Source organism: Microbacterium sp. 4-7, assembly GCF_014332665.1.
Classification (GTDB): domain Bacteria; phylum Actinomycetota; class Actinomycetes; order Actinomycetales; family Microbacteriaceae; genus Microbacterium.
On the sequence record NZ_MCRH01000001.1, the window covers coordinates 70,565 to 84,753 of the forward strand.

The window sequence follows — 14,189 nt, forward strand, 5'->3', positions numbered from 1 at the left end:
GTCACTTGACTCCCTTGATGCGGTAGACGAGAACGGCGCCGGCGAGTGCGACGAGCGCTCCGAAGAGGTACCAGGTCGTGTAGCCGCCCAGCGGCGTCGCGGCGCCGAGAGCGATGATGCTCGGCGCGATGGCCGGGGCGATCGACTGGGGAAGGGCGTTGGCGATGTTGAGCACGCCGAGGTCCTTCGCCACGTCGTCGGGGTTGGGCAGCACTTCGGTCGCCAGCGCGAGATCGACCGACAGGAACGACCCGGCACCGAGTCCGATGATGGCCTGAGCGACGATGACGACGGCGATCGACGGAGCGATCGCGAGGATGACGAGGCCCACGACCATGATGACGCCGGCGATCGCGACGAACGGCCGGCGCTTGCCGATCTTGTCGGAGAGGAATCCGCCGAGCGGCGCGGAGATAGCCATCGCGGCCATGGAGGCGAGGTTGGCGATCAGGATCGTGCCGACTGCGCCCTGCTCGTCGAGCTGGAACTTGGTCACCAGGTAGAGCGGCAGGAAGGTGGCGATGCCCGCGTAGCCGAACATCACGAAGAACTTCGTGAGCCAGGTCCATCCGAAGTCGGGGTGCTTGCGGGGGTTGAACACGAACGAGCCGAAGAACGTGCCGACCGTGAAGCGCGTGGCGGGCTTCTCGGTGAGACGACGGTCCTTGAGGGTGAGCACGAACACGATGACGAGGATCAGCGCGATGGCACCGGGGACGAAGAAGCGCTCGAAGTCGCCGGGGAGGAAGTTGACGATGAAGCTGCCGGCGAGGATGCCGATGGGGGTCGTGATGCCGATGATGCCCGACACCTTGCCACGGCTCGAGACCGGCACCTGATCGGGCAGGGTCGCGTTGGCCGCCGCGAGCACGGCGTTCATGGATGCCTGCACGAGGCACCACGCGAGGAGAACGACGAGCACCGAGGTCGCGGCGCCGATGATCGCGAAGCCGCCGAGGCCGACGATCGCACCGCCGAGGATCCAGGGGCGACGCATGCCCCACCGCGAGGTCGTGCGGTCGGAGAGGCGACCGACGAGGGGATTCGCGATGAGCGCGAAGGCCGCACCGACACCCATCACCAGTCCGAGGCTCGCCTCGGTGTTGGTGGGGTCGAGCCGCTGGATCTTGAAGGCCATCGACACCATCACCGGGGTGAGCAGGGCGAGGTAGACGCCGAAGTTCACGGCGGCGAGTCCGGGGGTGTAGCCACGGGGCGTCTTCAGCGGGGTGGTGCCGGGAACTTTGAAACCGGTCGTTCCTACGGCGGCCGCGGTGGCGGCCGATGACAGCTCTGTCACGGGTGGATCCTTTCGGGCAAGGTGCGCCGGTCATCTGCGACACGACGTGAGGATGACAATACCGGAATATCGACCGATTGGTAAGTGAATATCTACCGATTGGTAATGAGAGAGAATGAGAGGGAAGGGTGGACGGGATGACGACAGCAGCCACGACGGGCTCGCGCCAGGCGCGCGCCGCGGCCACGCGTCAGCGGATCGTGGACGCGGCCCGAGAGCTCTTCGTCTCGAACGGATACCGTTCGACGTCCCTGCGCGACATCGCCGCCGCGGCATCCGTGAGCCATCCGGGGCTGCTCGGACATTTCGCGTCGAAGGACGACCTGCTCGCCGAGGTCGTCGCCGGTTTCGAGGACGACAACGAACGGGCATTCGACCTGCTCGCTGCGGCATCCGATTCCGGTGAACTGATCTTCGCGGACGTGGCTCGACGCAACGCGCGCACCCCCGGCTACCTCGAGCTCTTCGCCGCACTCACCGGGGAAGCATCCGCCTCCGGACACCCGGCGCACGAGCGGATGCGCCAGCGGTATGCACGCCTGCACCGCCTCAGCACGGATGTCCTCGAAGATGCGGCGCTGCATGGGACGATCGGCGCCGACCGCGACGTCGCGGACGAGTCCGTGCGTCACAGCGCGGGCTGGGACGGGCTGCAGCTGATCTCTCAGTATCTGCCTGACCGGGTCGACGTCGTGCAGATGCTCGAGGAGCGCGAATCCCTGTGGGCACTGCCCTACGGGTGGCGGGATGCCGACAGCCCCGACCCTTCTCCGACCGCTGCCGGCCCCCTGCCGCCTGTGTTCGGAGAGCCCGCCGTCGACGACTCCCCGGGATACGAGGTGGGACGGCGCCGCCGCGCGCAGATCCTCGCCGACGCCTCACGCCTGTTCTCCCAGGACGGCTACGGGGACACCAGTCTTCGGGACATCGCTCAGGCTGTCGGCGTCTCGAAGTCCACTCTGCTCCACCACTACCCGTCGAAGGAACTGCTGCTCAGCGCGGTGCTCTCCGAGCGCGACAGCGCGATCCGTGTGCGCAGCGAGTCCACCCATGCCGAGCGAGCCGCCGACGCGCTGCGCGCGATCCCGCTCGGAGCACGGGTGAGCGCACTCGACGAGCCCGGCCTCATCGAGGTCTACGCGGTGCTCTCCTGCGAAGCGGTGCCGGCCATGCACCCTGCGCACGACTACTTCGCCACGCGGTTCTCCCAGGCGATCGACTACTTCACCGAGCTGTTCCGTCTCGCCCGCATCGACGGCGATCTGCCCGAGCACCGCGACCCCGAGCACGAGGCGATCTGGCTGATCGCCCTGTGGGACGGCCTGCAGTACCAGTGGCTCTACGACCGCGGGGCCGTCGACGTCGGCGCCCACCTGCGCGCGCATCTCGAAGACGTGCTGCCGAGCTGAACGGCGCCCTGCGTCAGCCGGCCGCGATGACGGCGAGCACTCCCTCGCCGTAGGCATCCCGCTTCTTGGCGCCGATCCCCGTGATCCCGTCGAGGTCGGCCAGCGAAGCCGGACGATGCTCGGCGAGCGCACGCAGCGTCGCATCGCCGAAGACGATGTACGCCGGAACGCCCTGCTCGCGCGCCGTCTCGGCGCGCCACGCCCGCAGCGCCTCGAAGAGCGGGCGGTCGGACTGATCGAGCGCGTCCGCCGCACTCGCCTTGCGTGCCCGCGGCGACGAAGCGGGGCGTCCGATCGTGTCCTTGCGCAGCGGCACCGGGGTCTCGCCCTTCAGAACGCCGGCCGACTGCTCGCCCGGAGCGAGCGTGCCGTAGTCGCCCTGGGCCACGATGATCCCCCGTGCGAGCAGCTGGCGGACGACGCTGCGCCAGTCCTGGTCGGAGAGGTCGGCGCCGATTCCATAGGTCGCGAGCTTCTCGTGCCCCTGCTGACGGATGCGCTCGGTCGAGGCTCCGCGGAGGATGTCGATCAGATGCCCGGCTCCGAAGGCCTGATTGCGCTCGCGCTTGAGCCGCACGATCGTCGAGAGCAGCTTCTGTGCCGGGATCAGGCCGTCGAAGGTCTCGGTCTCGTCGAGGCACGTGTCGCAGTTGCCGCACGGCTGCGAGTCCTGCCCGAAGTAGCCGAGAAGGTTCTGGCGGCGGCACTCGACCGTCTCGCACAGCGCGAGCATCGCGTCGAGGTGCTGCCCCAGGCGCATCTTGAACGTGCGATCGCCCGGGCTCTGGTCGATCATGCGGCGCTGCTGCACCACGTCGCCCAGGCCGTACGCCATCCAGGCGATCGACGGCTCGCCGTCACGGCCCGCGCGACCGGTCTCCTGGTAGTAGCCCTCGACGGACTTCGGCAGGTCGATGTGAGCGACGAAGCGCACATCGGGCTTGTCGATTCCCATGCCGAAGGCGATCGTCGCGACCATCACGACGCCGTCCTCGCGCAGGAACCGGGACTGGTTCTTCGCGCGCACCTCGGCCGGAAGACCGGCGTGATACGGCAGCGCGTCGAAGCCCTGAGCGGCGAGATAGGTCGCGGTCTGCTCGACGGACTTCCGGCTCAGCGCGTAGACGATGCCGACCGAGCCCTCCGGCTGCGCGCGGATGAACGAGACGAGCTGCTTGCGCGGATCGACCTTGGGCACGATCCGATACTGGATGTTGGGCCGGTCGAAGCTGGCCACGTAGTGCTGGGCGGCGTCGAGACGCAGTCGCTCGGTGAGCTCCTTGTGCGTCGCCCGCGTGGCGGTGGCCGTGAGCGCCATGCGCGGAACACCGGGGAACCGCTCGCCCAGATCGCCGAGTGCGAGGTAGTCGGGGCGGAAGTCATGACCCCACTGCGACACGCAGTGCGCCTCGTCGATCGCGATGACGCTGAGCGTGCCGCGCTGCAGCAGGGCGGTCGTCTGCGGCGAGGACAGCCGCTCGGGGGCGACGTAGATGAGGTCGAGTTCGCCGGCGACGTACGCCCGTTCGACCTCGCGCCGCTCTTCGATCGCCTGGGTCGAGTTGAGATAGGCGGCGTTGACGCCGTTGGCCCGGAGCGCGTCGACCTGGTCGTGCATGAGAGCGATGAGCGGGCTGATCACGAGGCCGGTGCCCTCGCGCACCAGTGCGGGCACCTGATAGGTGACGCTCTTGCCGCCGCCGGTGGGCATGAGCACGACAGCGTCACCGCCCGAGATGACCTGATCGACGATCGCGGCCTGATCGCCGCGGAACTCGTCGTAGCCGAAGACCGTGTGCAGCGCCTCGGCCGCAGTCGCGTATCGGCTGGGGGCCGCCTGTCGCGCGGCCGTCGCCGTCACCCAGGGAGCAGACGAGCGTGCGGATGACCGCGCGGACGCCGATCCGACCGGTGTCACGGGGCCCTGGCCCCAGTCGAGCGGCGGCTCGTACCCGGCGCCCTGCGGCTCCCAGTCCATCGGCTCGGGCGGCTCGGAGGGCTCCCACCCTGCGCCGTCCCACGGCTCGTCGGCGTAGGGCAGATCCTCGTACGGGTCACGGGGAGTCTGCGGCATCCCTCCAGCGTAACGACCCCCGCCGACGTCGGCCGCGCCTGTGGACGCTCAGCGGGCGTAGGTTTGTGGCAGACGCCCGAAGGAGCCCCGATGACCGACATCACCGTCACCCGCAACGACGACGCCTCCCGCTACGAGATCCACTCGGATGAGACGCTCGCGGGCTTCGCCGAGTTCGAGCTGCGTCCGGGCGCGATCCGCTTCATCCACACCGAGATCGACCCCGCGTTCCAGGGTCAGGGACTCGCGGGGATCCTCGCTGAGCGCGCCCTGACGGATGCCGCGGCATCCCGCGACGCGATCGTGCCGCTCTGCCCGTACATCGCGAAGTACCTGACGACGCATGAGATCCCGGGCGCCGAGATCCGCTGGCCCAAGCGGCCCGGCGCTGCTCCGACGGAGGCGTGATGATCGGCGAACGACGCATCGTCCTCGAGCCACGCGAGGTGCCGCTCGGCGGGGTGCGCGGGATGAACGTGCTGCGCGTGCTGCCGCATCGCAACCTCCCGACCATCGGTGCGTGGTGCTTCCTCGACCGGTTCGGCCCCGCCGACACCAGGATGCGGGTCGAACCGCATCCGCACATCGGTCTGCAGACCGTGACCTGGCCGCTGGTCGGAGAGATCCGTCACCGGGATTCGGTCGGCAGCGACGCCGACCTCCGCAGGGGCCAGCTGAACCTCATGACGGCCGGCAACGGCATCTCGCATTCGGAGTACTCGATCGGCGATGATCCGATCCCCCTCGACGCCCTGCAGTTCTGGGTGGTGCTGCCCGAGAGCGCACGGCACGGCGCTGCCGGTTTCGAACGGCACACCGAGCTGCCACAGCTGCCGCTCCCTGCCGACGAGGGTCAGGACGCCACCGCCACCGTCGTCCTCGGCGAGTTCGCCGGCACCTCATCGCCCGCCACCGTGCACACCCCGATCGTCGGCGCGGAGATCCGGATCCCCGCGGGCGCTCGTCTGCACCTGCCCTTGCGTTCGGGATGGGAGCACGGCCTCATGCTCGTCGAGGGTGATGCCGTCGTCGCCACGCACGGGATGTCGTCGAACGACATGCTGTACCTCGGCGACTCGAGGGACTCGGTCGAGGTGTCCAGCGCACAGGGAGCGCTGCTGTTCCTCATCGGCGGCGAGCCCTTCGAGGACGAGATCGTCATGTGGTGGAACTTCGCCGGACGCACGCACGAGGAGATCGTCGAGGCTCGCACCGAGTGGGAGGCGGCCTCCGCGCGGTTCGGTGTCGTCGAAGGGCACGACGTCCGCATCCCCGCTCCGCCTCTTCCCGACGTGCGGCTGATGCCGCGCGGCCGCAAGATCTGACGGCTCTGACTGCGACACCGCGCCCCGCGCGCGACGCGACGCGGCCTCGACGCGGCCTCGACGATGCGGCGACCGCACGCGACGGCGCCCCGCGCTCCGAAGAGCACGGGGCGCCGGCGCTGATCGCTACTGCGCGTCGACCGTCACGATCGTGCGCACGGCGGACTCGCCGTACTGCACGAGGCCGAGGTACCGGGTGCCGGCGGTGAGGCCGGTCCAGCTCAGCTCGTAGCTCGTCGCCTGGCCGCGGACGGCCTCGATCGGGTTCGGGGTCGCGGTGAACGCCCCTTCGCCCTCGGGCTGCACGTTGGCGTAGGTCATGTCCCACGTCATCGGGGCCGAGGTCGAGTAGACGTTCGCGACCACCAGGTAGGTGCCCGCCGTCGGAGCCGGGAGTGTGACCTGCTCATCCGCCGAACCGGTCGCCGACTGCCAGCGCTCGTAGTAGCGCAGGTCGTCGGCGCTCACGACCCGGTAGACGGTCAGGTCGAGGTCGCTGCCCGCGTCATCCGACGAGTCGAGGTCGAAGCGCGAGAGCGTCGTGCCCTCCGGCACGTCGACGATCCACGACACGTCCTTGTTCTCATCGCCCGACGCCTCATCGCCCGAGTGTCCGACGACACGGCCGTCGGGGTCCTCCAGCAGGCTGAACGGCGTGAGTCCCGAGAGCCCGAGCGCCAGAGCGCCGTCGACGCCGGGGGTGATCTCGACCGTGGTCGCCCCCTCGACTCCGGTGCCCTCGACCTCGGCCGGCGCGTCGGCCGTCACGGGGAAGACCGCGATCGGCGAGCGCACCGAGTTGCTCTTGCTCGTCCAGGTGAGCGACCCGGTCGCCCACTGCTCGACGGGAGCACTCTGGTTGTCGAACGTGACCGTGTAGGTCGCGGTCTGGCCGGGCTTGGTGAACTTCAGCGTCGAGGGCTCGACGGCCACGTCGACGCCGGGCAGATCGACGGATGCCGTGAACGTGCCCTTCTCGGTCGCCGTCACCGTGCGGGTGACGCTCTGCGCGCTCGCGAGCGATCCGATCGAGAACGATGCGATGTTCAGGTCGCTGCCGTCGATCGGCTCGACGCCGTCGAACTCCGCCAGACCCTTGCCCTCGAGGAACGCGGCCCAGTCGGGCACGTCGTTCAGGTAGAGCAGGCCCGGGTTGAAGTAGCGCTTCGGGTCGACCTGGCCCGCACCCTGCTGGAACGGGTCCTTGTTGGCCGAGCCGTCGGGGTTCACCGTGTCGTAGGCGGTCGTCATCATGGCCGACTTGACCTCAGCCGGCTTCGCGTTGGGACGCTCGCCGAGATACAGCGCCGCGAGACCGGCGATGTGCGGTGACGCCATCGACGTGCCCGACAGGATGCCGAAGGTCGGCGCCTCTCCGGGCCCGTTCTGCGTGGCCGCGAGGATCGCGACGCCGGGGGCTGCGATGTCGGGCTTCATGATGTCGCTGCCGTCGGCGAGCATCGGGCCACGGCTCGAGAAGCCGGCGATCTGCGGCACCGGGGTCACGACACCGGTCGTGTTCTCGCCGACGAGCGTGATCGGGCGATCGGCGCCGCCCTGCACATAGGCGAGCACGGCTGCGCGATGCACGGACGAGAGGTGCACGGTGGGCACCGCGTGGAAGTCGTTGTCGAGCGAGTCCGCACCACCGGGCACGTTCACGAGCACGACGCCCATGCCGCCGGCATCCTTCACGACCTGCGACTTCTCGGCGCGGGCGTTGCCCCCGCGGTCGCAGACCACGATGTGACCCGTGACCTTCGCCGCATCCAGCGTGCCCGGAAGGCACAACGCGGCATCGGCGGCAGCCTGTCCGGCAGCCGGCGCGTCACCCGCGTAGATCGACGGCCCGGTGACAGTCGTGCCGAACGGCACGCTCACCGATGCGCCGGCCTGGGCGAAGCCGTCGAACTGCACGGTGCCCTCCCACGTCGGGATCGTCGATGCCGCGACCGTGGTGTACCAGGGGGAGGCGTGGTCGGCGGTGACGGAGTCGGGACCGTCGTTGCCGGCGCTCGTGGCGACGAAGACGCCGGCTGCCGCCGCGTTGAAGAACGCGATGTCCTCGGGGGCGAGCACGGTGGATGCCGCTCCGCCGCCGATCGAGTAGTTGATCACGTCGACGCCGTCGGCGACCGCCTGGTCGATGGCGGCGATCAGGTCGCTGCCCGCGCAGATGTCATCGGTGGTGACGGCCTCATCGGGCCCGACGTAGCAGGCCTTGTAGGCGGCGACCTTGGCTCCGGGGGCGACCCCCGAGATCTTGCCGAAGTCGACGTCCTCGATCGAGGCCTTCACGCCGAAGTTGCCGGCCGCCGTGCTCGCGGTGTGCGAACCGTGGCCGTCACCGTCGCGCGGCGAGAGGTAGTCGTACTGGAAGTCGAATCCGGCCGCCTCGGCACCGGTGTAGAAGTACTGGGCTCCGATGAGCTTCGACGAGTAGTCGCCCTTGTCCCACTCCTGAGCCTCGACCATCGTGCTCTGGAACTGGCCGCCGTCGGACTTGTCGAAGTAGACGAAGGTGCCGTCGGTGTACGGCTGACCGCCCTTGTGGCGCTTGTCGTTCTTCGGCTGCTTCTTGAGCTTCTTGCCCTCGAAGGAGGGGTGCTCGGGAGCGATGCCCGTGTCGATGACACCCACGACCACGCCCTCGCCGGCCTTGTCGACGCCGCCGGTCTGCTGCCAGACGCCGCCACGCCCCTTCTTGTCATCGCCGAGACCGAGGAAGTCCGTCGAGGTCTGCGCGTCGGGGTGACGGATGAAGTCGGGGTAGACGTCGTACACGTCCTTCGACGCCCGCAGCTTGTCGACCTGCGCGCCCGTGAGCTCGGCGCTGAAGCCGTTGAGCACGACCTGGTAGCTGATCTCGGGAGTGACTCCCGCCTCCTGCGCGACCGTCTGCTGCTCGGCCTCGAGGTGCTGCACGTAGCGCTGCGAATCCTGCGACTGCGTCTCGAGCTGCTCGCCTTCGGCGGGTTTGGTGGCCTTGAGCCCGTTGACGTCGCCGGTGTAGCTCGCGAGCGGATCGGACTTCAGCACGACGATGTAGTGACCGGGCGTGCCGTCGACCGGAGTGGGGTTTGTCACCTCCTCCGTGCCTGCGTAGCCTGCGGTTGCCGTCGATGCGATGAACAGCGTTGCCAGGGTGGTGGCCGCTGCCATCCGGAGGGGTGTTCGACCCATGTGCTTCTCCCGATGATCACGGTGCGACTGCGGTGCCGCACCGCCGTTCAAGCTACGCCCGGCTTCCGTCCACACACCAGGGTCGGGGATTATTCCTGGACGAACGGCCAGCCGTGTCGACAATGGTCGACAGTAGGCTGGAGGGGTGGCCCCCTCCCCCGTTCTGACGACCCGCGTGCTGCTGGTCTGCGCCGCGATCGGCGTCGCCACGGGCATCCTCGGGGGGATCGCCGGGCTCATCACGCCGATCGTCATCGTGGGCGCTCCGTATCTCTACGGACTCGTGCTCGGCTCGCACGTGCTGCCGGGGATCATCGCTCAGGAGGTGCTGCGCCGCCCCTTCGTGGCCCTCGTCACGCACGTGTTCGCCGCCCTCATCTCGAGCGCGTTCAACCCGGCCTGGACGCTGCGCTTCATCGGCACCGCGCTGCTGTTCGGGGCGATCCAGGAGGGCATCGCCGCGCTCACCCGCTACCGCTCCTGGGGCCCTTGGCGCTTCTTCATCTCCGCAGCGATCATCGGGGTCATCGTGGCCGTCGTGGTGTTCTTCGCCGTCGACCTCGCGACCTTCCCGCTGTGGGCGGAGATCTCCTACCTCGTGATCGCGGTGCTCGGTCCGATCGCGTGGACCGCAGCAGGACTCGCGATCGGATCTTCTCTCAGCCGCGCAGGCGTCGCTCGGCGCTGATCACGGCGTCCGACCCTTCCGAGCCGTCCGGCCTGTGCAGATCAGGTAAGGCTCAGCTAAGTTAGAACGGTACCGATCCGCTGAAACCGGGGTTATGCCGTGCGCTCATCTGCGCCTCTCCTCCGCGTGCGTGACCTCTCGATCACCCACGCCGATGCTGTGCACCCCTCGCCGCGGGACGTCACCTTCGACATCGATGCCGGCGAGGTGGTGCTGCTGCTCGGCCCTTCGGGTTCGGGCAAGTCGACGCTCACGCTCGCGCTCAACGGGCTGATCCCGCACGCCGTGCCCGCGACCATGACGGGATCGGTCGAGGCCGGCGGAGTCAGCACGGCGGATGCCGACACCGCATCGCTGAGCACCCACGTCGCGATGGTCTTCCAGGACCCGGACGCCCAGATCGTCACCGGCACGGTCTACGACGAGGTCGCCTTCGGCCCCGAGAACCTGCTGCTGTCGCTCGACGAGGTGCGCACGAGGACCGAAGACGCACTGCGCCGTGTCGGCCTGTGGGAGCGGCGCGATGAGAACCCCGATCGCCTGTCCGGCGGCGGGCGTCAGCGTCTCGCGATCGCGTGCGCGCTGGCGATGGGGTCGCCCCTGATCGTGCTCGACGAACCGACCGCGAACCTCGATCCGCAGGGCATCGACGACGTCTACGCCGCACTGACCGACGTCATCGCAGCGGGCGACCGCGGCATCCTGCTCGTCGAGCACAATCTCGACGCCGCGATGGGGTTCCTGACCCGCACGATCGTGCTCGACCGCGCAGGGCGGGTCGTCTTCGACGGCCCGCCGGCCCGGATCATCCGGGAGCACGCGGCGGAGCTCGTCGAGATGGGTGTCTGGCTGCCTGCGGCGACACTCGCGGCGCTGCGGATGCGGGATGCCAGAACACTGCATCTCGACGACCTTCCATTGACACCCGAGGAGCTCGCCGCGGCACTGGCGGCGGCATCCGCCACTCCTGACCCGTCCGGTGTGCAGGACCACGGCACGGATGCAGGACCGGATACCGCTGTCTCCTCCGGCATCCGTGCGTCGGTCCTGCAGACGCACGAGGGAATGACGGATGCGGCAGACCGTGCAGCCACTCCGATCGTCCGCGCCCGCGGGCTGACGGTTCGTCGTCACCGCACGGAGATCCTGCACGGCATCGACCTCGACATCGAGGCGGGAACCCTGACGGCGATCGTCGGGACCAACGGCGCCGGAAAGACCACCCTTCTGCAGGCGCTCGCCGGTGTCGTCCCGCCGCCCCGGCGGCAGGTCACGGTCGACGGCATGGACCCCGGGTCGGCCTCGCCGCGCGAGCTCTCGAGCCGCATCGGGTTCGTGTTCCAGAACCCGGAGCACCAGTTCATCGCGCACACCGTGTTCGACGAGCTCGCGCACGGACTTCGGCTGCGGCACACCCCGGATGCCGAGACGCGCGAGCGCGTCGACGCCATGCTGATGCGCTTCGGCCTCGAGGCGAAGGCCGATGTGCATCCGTTCCTGCTCTCGGGCGGCGAGAAGCGCCGCCTCTCGGTCGGCACGGCCCTGATCACCCGCCCGCGGGTGCTCGCCCTCGACGAACCGACCTTCGGCCAGGATCGTGCACGGGCGTCCGAGCTCCTCACTCTGCTGCACGACCTGCGTGACGAGGGGACGACGATCGTCATAGTGACCCATGACCTGCAGCTCGTCGCCGAGCACACATCGCACACGGTGATCTTGAAAGACGGTCGCGTGCACGCCGCCGATCGCACCGACGCGCTCTTCGCCGACGAGACGCCGTTCGTCGAGGCAGGGCTCCGCCTTCCGGCGCTGCAGCGCGTGCTCGCCGCAGCGGGACGGGCGATCGCATGACCGCCCACGCCTTCGACCCGTATGCCGCGATGTCGGCATCGTCTCGGCGCCAGTTCCTGTACGCGCTCAATCCGCTGGCGAAGGTCGCGGGAGTCGCCCCGGCCATGGTGCTGCTGATCTTCGTGCGCGACCTCGCCACGCCCGCCGCCTTCCTGGCGCTGTCCCTAGCGGTGATCGTCATCGGATCGCGGGTGACCTGGCGCATCGCCGCGGTGCTGTTCCTCGCACTCCCACTCGGCATGATCGCCATCGGGCTCGGGTTCTCGCTGTGGGTCGACGCCGAGATCGTGCGCGACACCGCTGCCGTGGTGCAGCTCGGCGACTGGACGCTGCGCCAGGGCGCCCTCGCGATCGGCTTCGCCACGGCTCTGCGGCTCGGCGCGATCGTCTCCCTCGCACTCATCGGCGGCCTGACCACCACCGGCCCCGACCTCGTGCGCGCCAGCGTGCAGCAGCTGCGGGTGCCCTACCGCATCGGCTACACGGCCCTGGCCGCGTTCCGCTTCGTGCCGCGCTTCGGGCACGAGCTCGCGGTGATCAGAGCCGCGCATCGCGTGCGAGGGCACCATGGGGGCAGCAGTCCCTTCGCGCGCATCGCTCGCGGCTGGGGATACATCGTTCCGCTGCTCGCGGGTGCGATCCGCCACGCCGAGCGCGTGGCCCTGGCCATGGACTCGCGGGCCTTCGGCGCGCACTCGACGCGCACCGAGAGGCACCTCGTGCCGTTCCGCATCCGAGACACCGTCTTCATCGTCGCCTCGATCGCCGCATCCGCCGCGATCTTCATGCTCTTCTTCCCCTGGCAGCTGCCCTGAAAGGCGCCCCGCATGGCATACAGCAGACTGGTCAAGCCCGAGACCGCCGAACTCCTCCATCTCAGCGTGCTGCGCACCGAGCGCCTCTCCGAGCACTGGATGAGGGTCACGCTCGGAGGCGGTGAGATCGAGAAGTTCCGCCCGATGGGCTTCGACCAGTGGTTCCGCCTGTTCCTGCCGATCGGCGGCGATGCGGGGCTCGACCGCGTTCCCGCGAAGGCGAACAAGATGTTCGGATACCTCAGGTTCCTGCGGATCCCCGACGGCGAGCGCCCGGTCATGCGCAACTACAGCGTGCGCGCGTACCGGGCGGCCACCGCCGAGTCGGGCGCCGAGATCGACGTCGACTTCGTGCTGCACGGGTCTGCGGCCGACGGCACGGCCGGCCCCGCGTCGCGCTGGGCGGAGACCTGCGAACCCGGCGAGCACGTGCTCATCATCGACGAGGGCCTCACGTTCAACCCGCAGCGCGGAACGGATCGCGTGGTGCTGGTCGGCGATGAGACGGCGCTCCCCGCGATCGCCTCGATCTGCGCGTCACTGCCTGCGGACGCGACGGGAACGGCGATCATCGAGGTGCCGTCCGAGGCCGACGCTCTGGAGTTCCCGCACCCCGCCGGCGTCGAGATCATCTGGCTCGCGCGGCCGCACGAGTTCGACCCCGGGTCGTTCGCCCTCGCCCGGCTGCGCGAGCTGACACTGCCGGCAGCGCCGTTCCACGCGTACGCCGCGGGCGAGCAGTCGCTGGCCTCGGGTGCACGCAAGCATCTCGTCGGCGAGCGCGGTGTCGACAAGAACGACGTGAGCTTCTGCGGCTACTGGAAGATCGGCGCGGCCTCGCCCACCTCGAAGGCGGCCCGCGAGGCTGCGGCGGAGCCCCTCGCATGAACGGCGCGGATGCTGTGAACGGTGCGGGGTCGGAAACGCACCGCGAATCGGCTTCCGAGGTGCAGAATCGACCCCGCACCGGCGGCGGACGCTCGCGATTCCGCATCCCGACGGCGATCCTGCTGACGTGCGCGGCACTCGGAGTCGCCGGTGGCGCGCTCCTCGCCCCGGCGAACTGGATCTCGACGATCCTCTTCCCCGGCCTGCCCTTCGTGAGCGTGGCGCTGGCCGGCCTCTGGCTGCTCCCCTCGGTGATCGCCCTCCGCCTGCTGCGGCGCCCACTCGTCGGCCTGCTGGTGGGTCTGCTGGCCGGACTCGTGATCGTGCCGTTCTCGGGGCACGGCTTCAGCAGCGTGGCCACCAACCTCTGGTGGGCGGCGTTCACCGAGCTGCCGTTCCTGTTCGTCCTCTGGCGCTACTGGGGAACCTGGCTGCACTACCTCGGGGCACTGATCGTCGGCATCGTCTACCCGATCCTCGCCTGGGCCTCGTTCGATCTCGGCAGCTTCGGGCTTCCCCTTCAGATCACCTTCTTCGCCGTGACCCTCGGCAGCTGCCTCGGCGCCACCGCACTCGGCATCCTCATCGCCGATCGGCTGCGCAAGGCCGGCGTCGGTGGCCGACTGCCCCGCTGACCCGCGCTGGCTCCTGTCCGC

Annotated in this window: 11 protein-coding genes; 8 read left to right on the forward strand and 3 right to left on the reverse strand. The window is 69.4% G+C overall.

Features of this window, described 5'->3' with window-relative positions:
• Position 1: 1 nt before the first annotated feature.
• The gene (locus BEP68_RS00260; RefSeq protein ID WP_187248898.1) at positions 2–1,300 is read right to left on the reverse strand and encodes an MFS transporter; all 1,299 of its coding nucleotides are present in this window, start codon (positions 1,298–1,300) and stop codon (positions 2–4) included.
• 137 nt (positions 1,301–1,437) lie between these two features.
• Between BEP68_RS00260 and BEP68_RS00265 the strand changes: the two genes are divergently transcribed.
• The gene (locus BEP68_RS00265; protein WP_187248899.1) at positions 1,438–2,709 is read left to right on the forward strand and encodes a TetR/AcrR family transcriptional regulator; all 1,272 of its coding nucleotides are present in this window, start codon (positions 1,438–1,440) and stop codon (positions 2,707–2,709) included.
• Positions 2,710–2,722: 13 nt separating this feature from the next.
• Here BEP68_RS00265 and recQ read toward each other — a convergent pair whose 3' ends face one another.
• A complete protein-coding gene (recQ, locus tag BEP68_RS00270) occupies positions 2,723–4,783 on the reverse strand; it encodes a DNA helicase RecQ (protein WP_187248900.1) in 2,061 nt (686 codons plus the stop codon).
• Between the two features lie 90 nt (positions 4,784–4,873).
• On the opposite strand from recQ, the gene BEP68_RS00275 reads away from it, so the two are divergent.
• Together BEP68_RS00275 and BEP68_RS00280 are read left to right on the forward strand one after the other, a co-directional pair.
• Complete coding sequence (locus BEP68_RS00275; protein ID WP_187248901.1) at positions 4,874–5,191, forward strand: GNAT family N-acetyltransferase; 318 nt, start codon at positions 4,874–4,876, stop codon at positions 5,189–5,191.
• Positions 5,191–6,108 (forward strand): pirin family protein, encoded by a 918-nt coding sequence (locus BEP68_RS00280; protein ID WP_053098645.1) that lies wholly within the window; start codon positions 5,191–5,193, stop codon positions 6,106–6,108. Before BEP68_RS00275 ends, BEP68_RS00280 begins: the two co-directional genes overlap by 1 nt.
• 126 nt (positions 6,109–6,234) lie before the next feature.
• Here the strand turns inward: BEP68_RS00280 and BEP68_RS00285 are convergent, their stop codons facing one another.
• Positions 6,235–9,291, reverse strand: a complete 3,057-nt coding sequence (locus BEP68_RS00285; protein ID WP_187248902.1) for a S8 family peptidase — start codon at positions 9,289–9,291, stop codon at positions 6,235–6,237.
• Positions 9,292–9,436: 145 nt separating this feature from the next.
• Between BEP68_RS00285 and BEP68_RS00290 the strand changes: the two genes are divergently transcribed.
• From BEP68_RS00290 to BEP68_RS00310, 5 genes are all read left to right on the forward strand, one after another.
• A complete protein-coding gene (locus tag BEP68_RS00290) occupies positions 9,437–9,979 on the forward strand; it encodes an ECF transporter S component (protein WP_053098643.1) in 543 nt (180 codons plus the stop codon).
• Positions 9,980–10,078: 99 nt separating this feature from the next.
• Positions 10,079–11,830, forward strand: coding sequence for an ABC transporter ATP-binding protein (locus BEP68_RS00295; RefSeq protein ID WP_187248903.1), 1,752 nt, complete (start codon positions 10,079–10,081; stop codon positions 11,828–11,830).
• Positions 11,827–12,645, forward strand: coding sequence for an energy-coupling factor transporter transmembrane component T (locus BEP68_RS00300; protein WP_187248904.1), 819 nt, complete (start codon positions 11,827–11,829; stop codon positions 12,643–12,645). Before BEP68_RS00295 ends, BEP68_RS00300 begins: the two co-directional genes overlap by 4 nt.
• Before the next feature lie 12 nt (positions 12,646–12,657).
• The gene (locus BEP68_RS00305; RefSeq protein ID WP_053098640.1) at positions 12,658–13,533 is read left to right on the forward strand and encodes a siderophore-interacting protein; all 876 of its coding nucleotides are present in this window, start codon (positions 12,658–12,660) and stop codon (positions 13,531–13,533) included.
• A gap of 59 nt (positions 13,534–13,592) precedes the next feature.
• Positions 13,593–14,168 carry an ECF transporter S component gene (locus tag BEP68_RS00310; protein ID WP_056277690.1) on the forward strand — a complete coding sequence of 192 codons (576 nt, stop codon included), beginning with the start codon at positions 13,593–13,595 and terminating at the stop codon, positions 14,166–14,168.
• The last annotated feature ends 21 nt before the right edge of the window (positions 14,169–14,189 follow it).

What these genes read in the sequence shown, in the direction of transcription:
- BEP68_RS00265 (WP_187248899.1), top strand. Translation starts at nt 1,438, where the DNA reads ATGACGACAGCAGCCACGACGGGCTCGCGCCAGGCGCGCGCCGCGGCC.
- recQ (WP_187248900.1), bottom strand. Translation starts at nt 4,783, where the DNA reads ATGCCGCAGACTCCCCGTGACCCGTACGAGGATCTGCCCTACGCCGAC.
- BEP68_RS00275 (WP_187248901.1), top strand. Translation starts at nt 4,874, where the DNA reads ATGACCGACATCACCGTCACCCGCAACGACGACGCCTCCCGCTACGAG.
- BEP68_RS00280 (WP_053098645.1), top strand. Translation starts at nt 5,191, where the DNA reads ATGATCGGCGAACGACGCATCGTCCTCGAGCCACGCGAGGTGCCGCTC.
- BEP68_RS00285 (WP_187248902.1), bottom strand. Translation starts at nt 9,291, where the DNA reads ATGGGTCGAACACCCCTCCGGATGGCAGCGGCCACCACCCTGGCAACG.
- BEP68_RS00300 (WP_187248904.1), top strand. Translation starts at nt 11,827, where the DNA reads ATGACCGCCCACGCCTTCGACCCGTATGCCGCGATGTCGGCATCGTCT.
- BEP68_RS00305 (WP_053098640.1), top strand. Translation starts at nt 12,658, where the DNA reads ATGGCATACAGCAGACTGGTCAAGCCCGAGACCGCCGAACTCCTCCAT.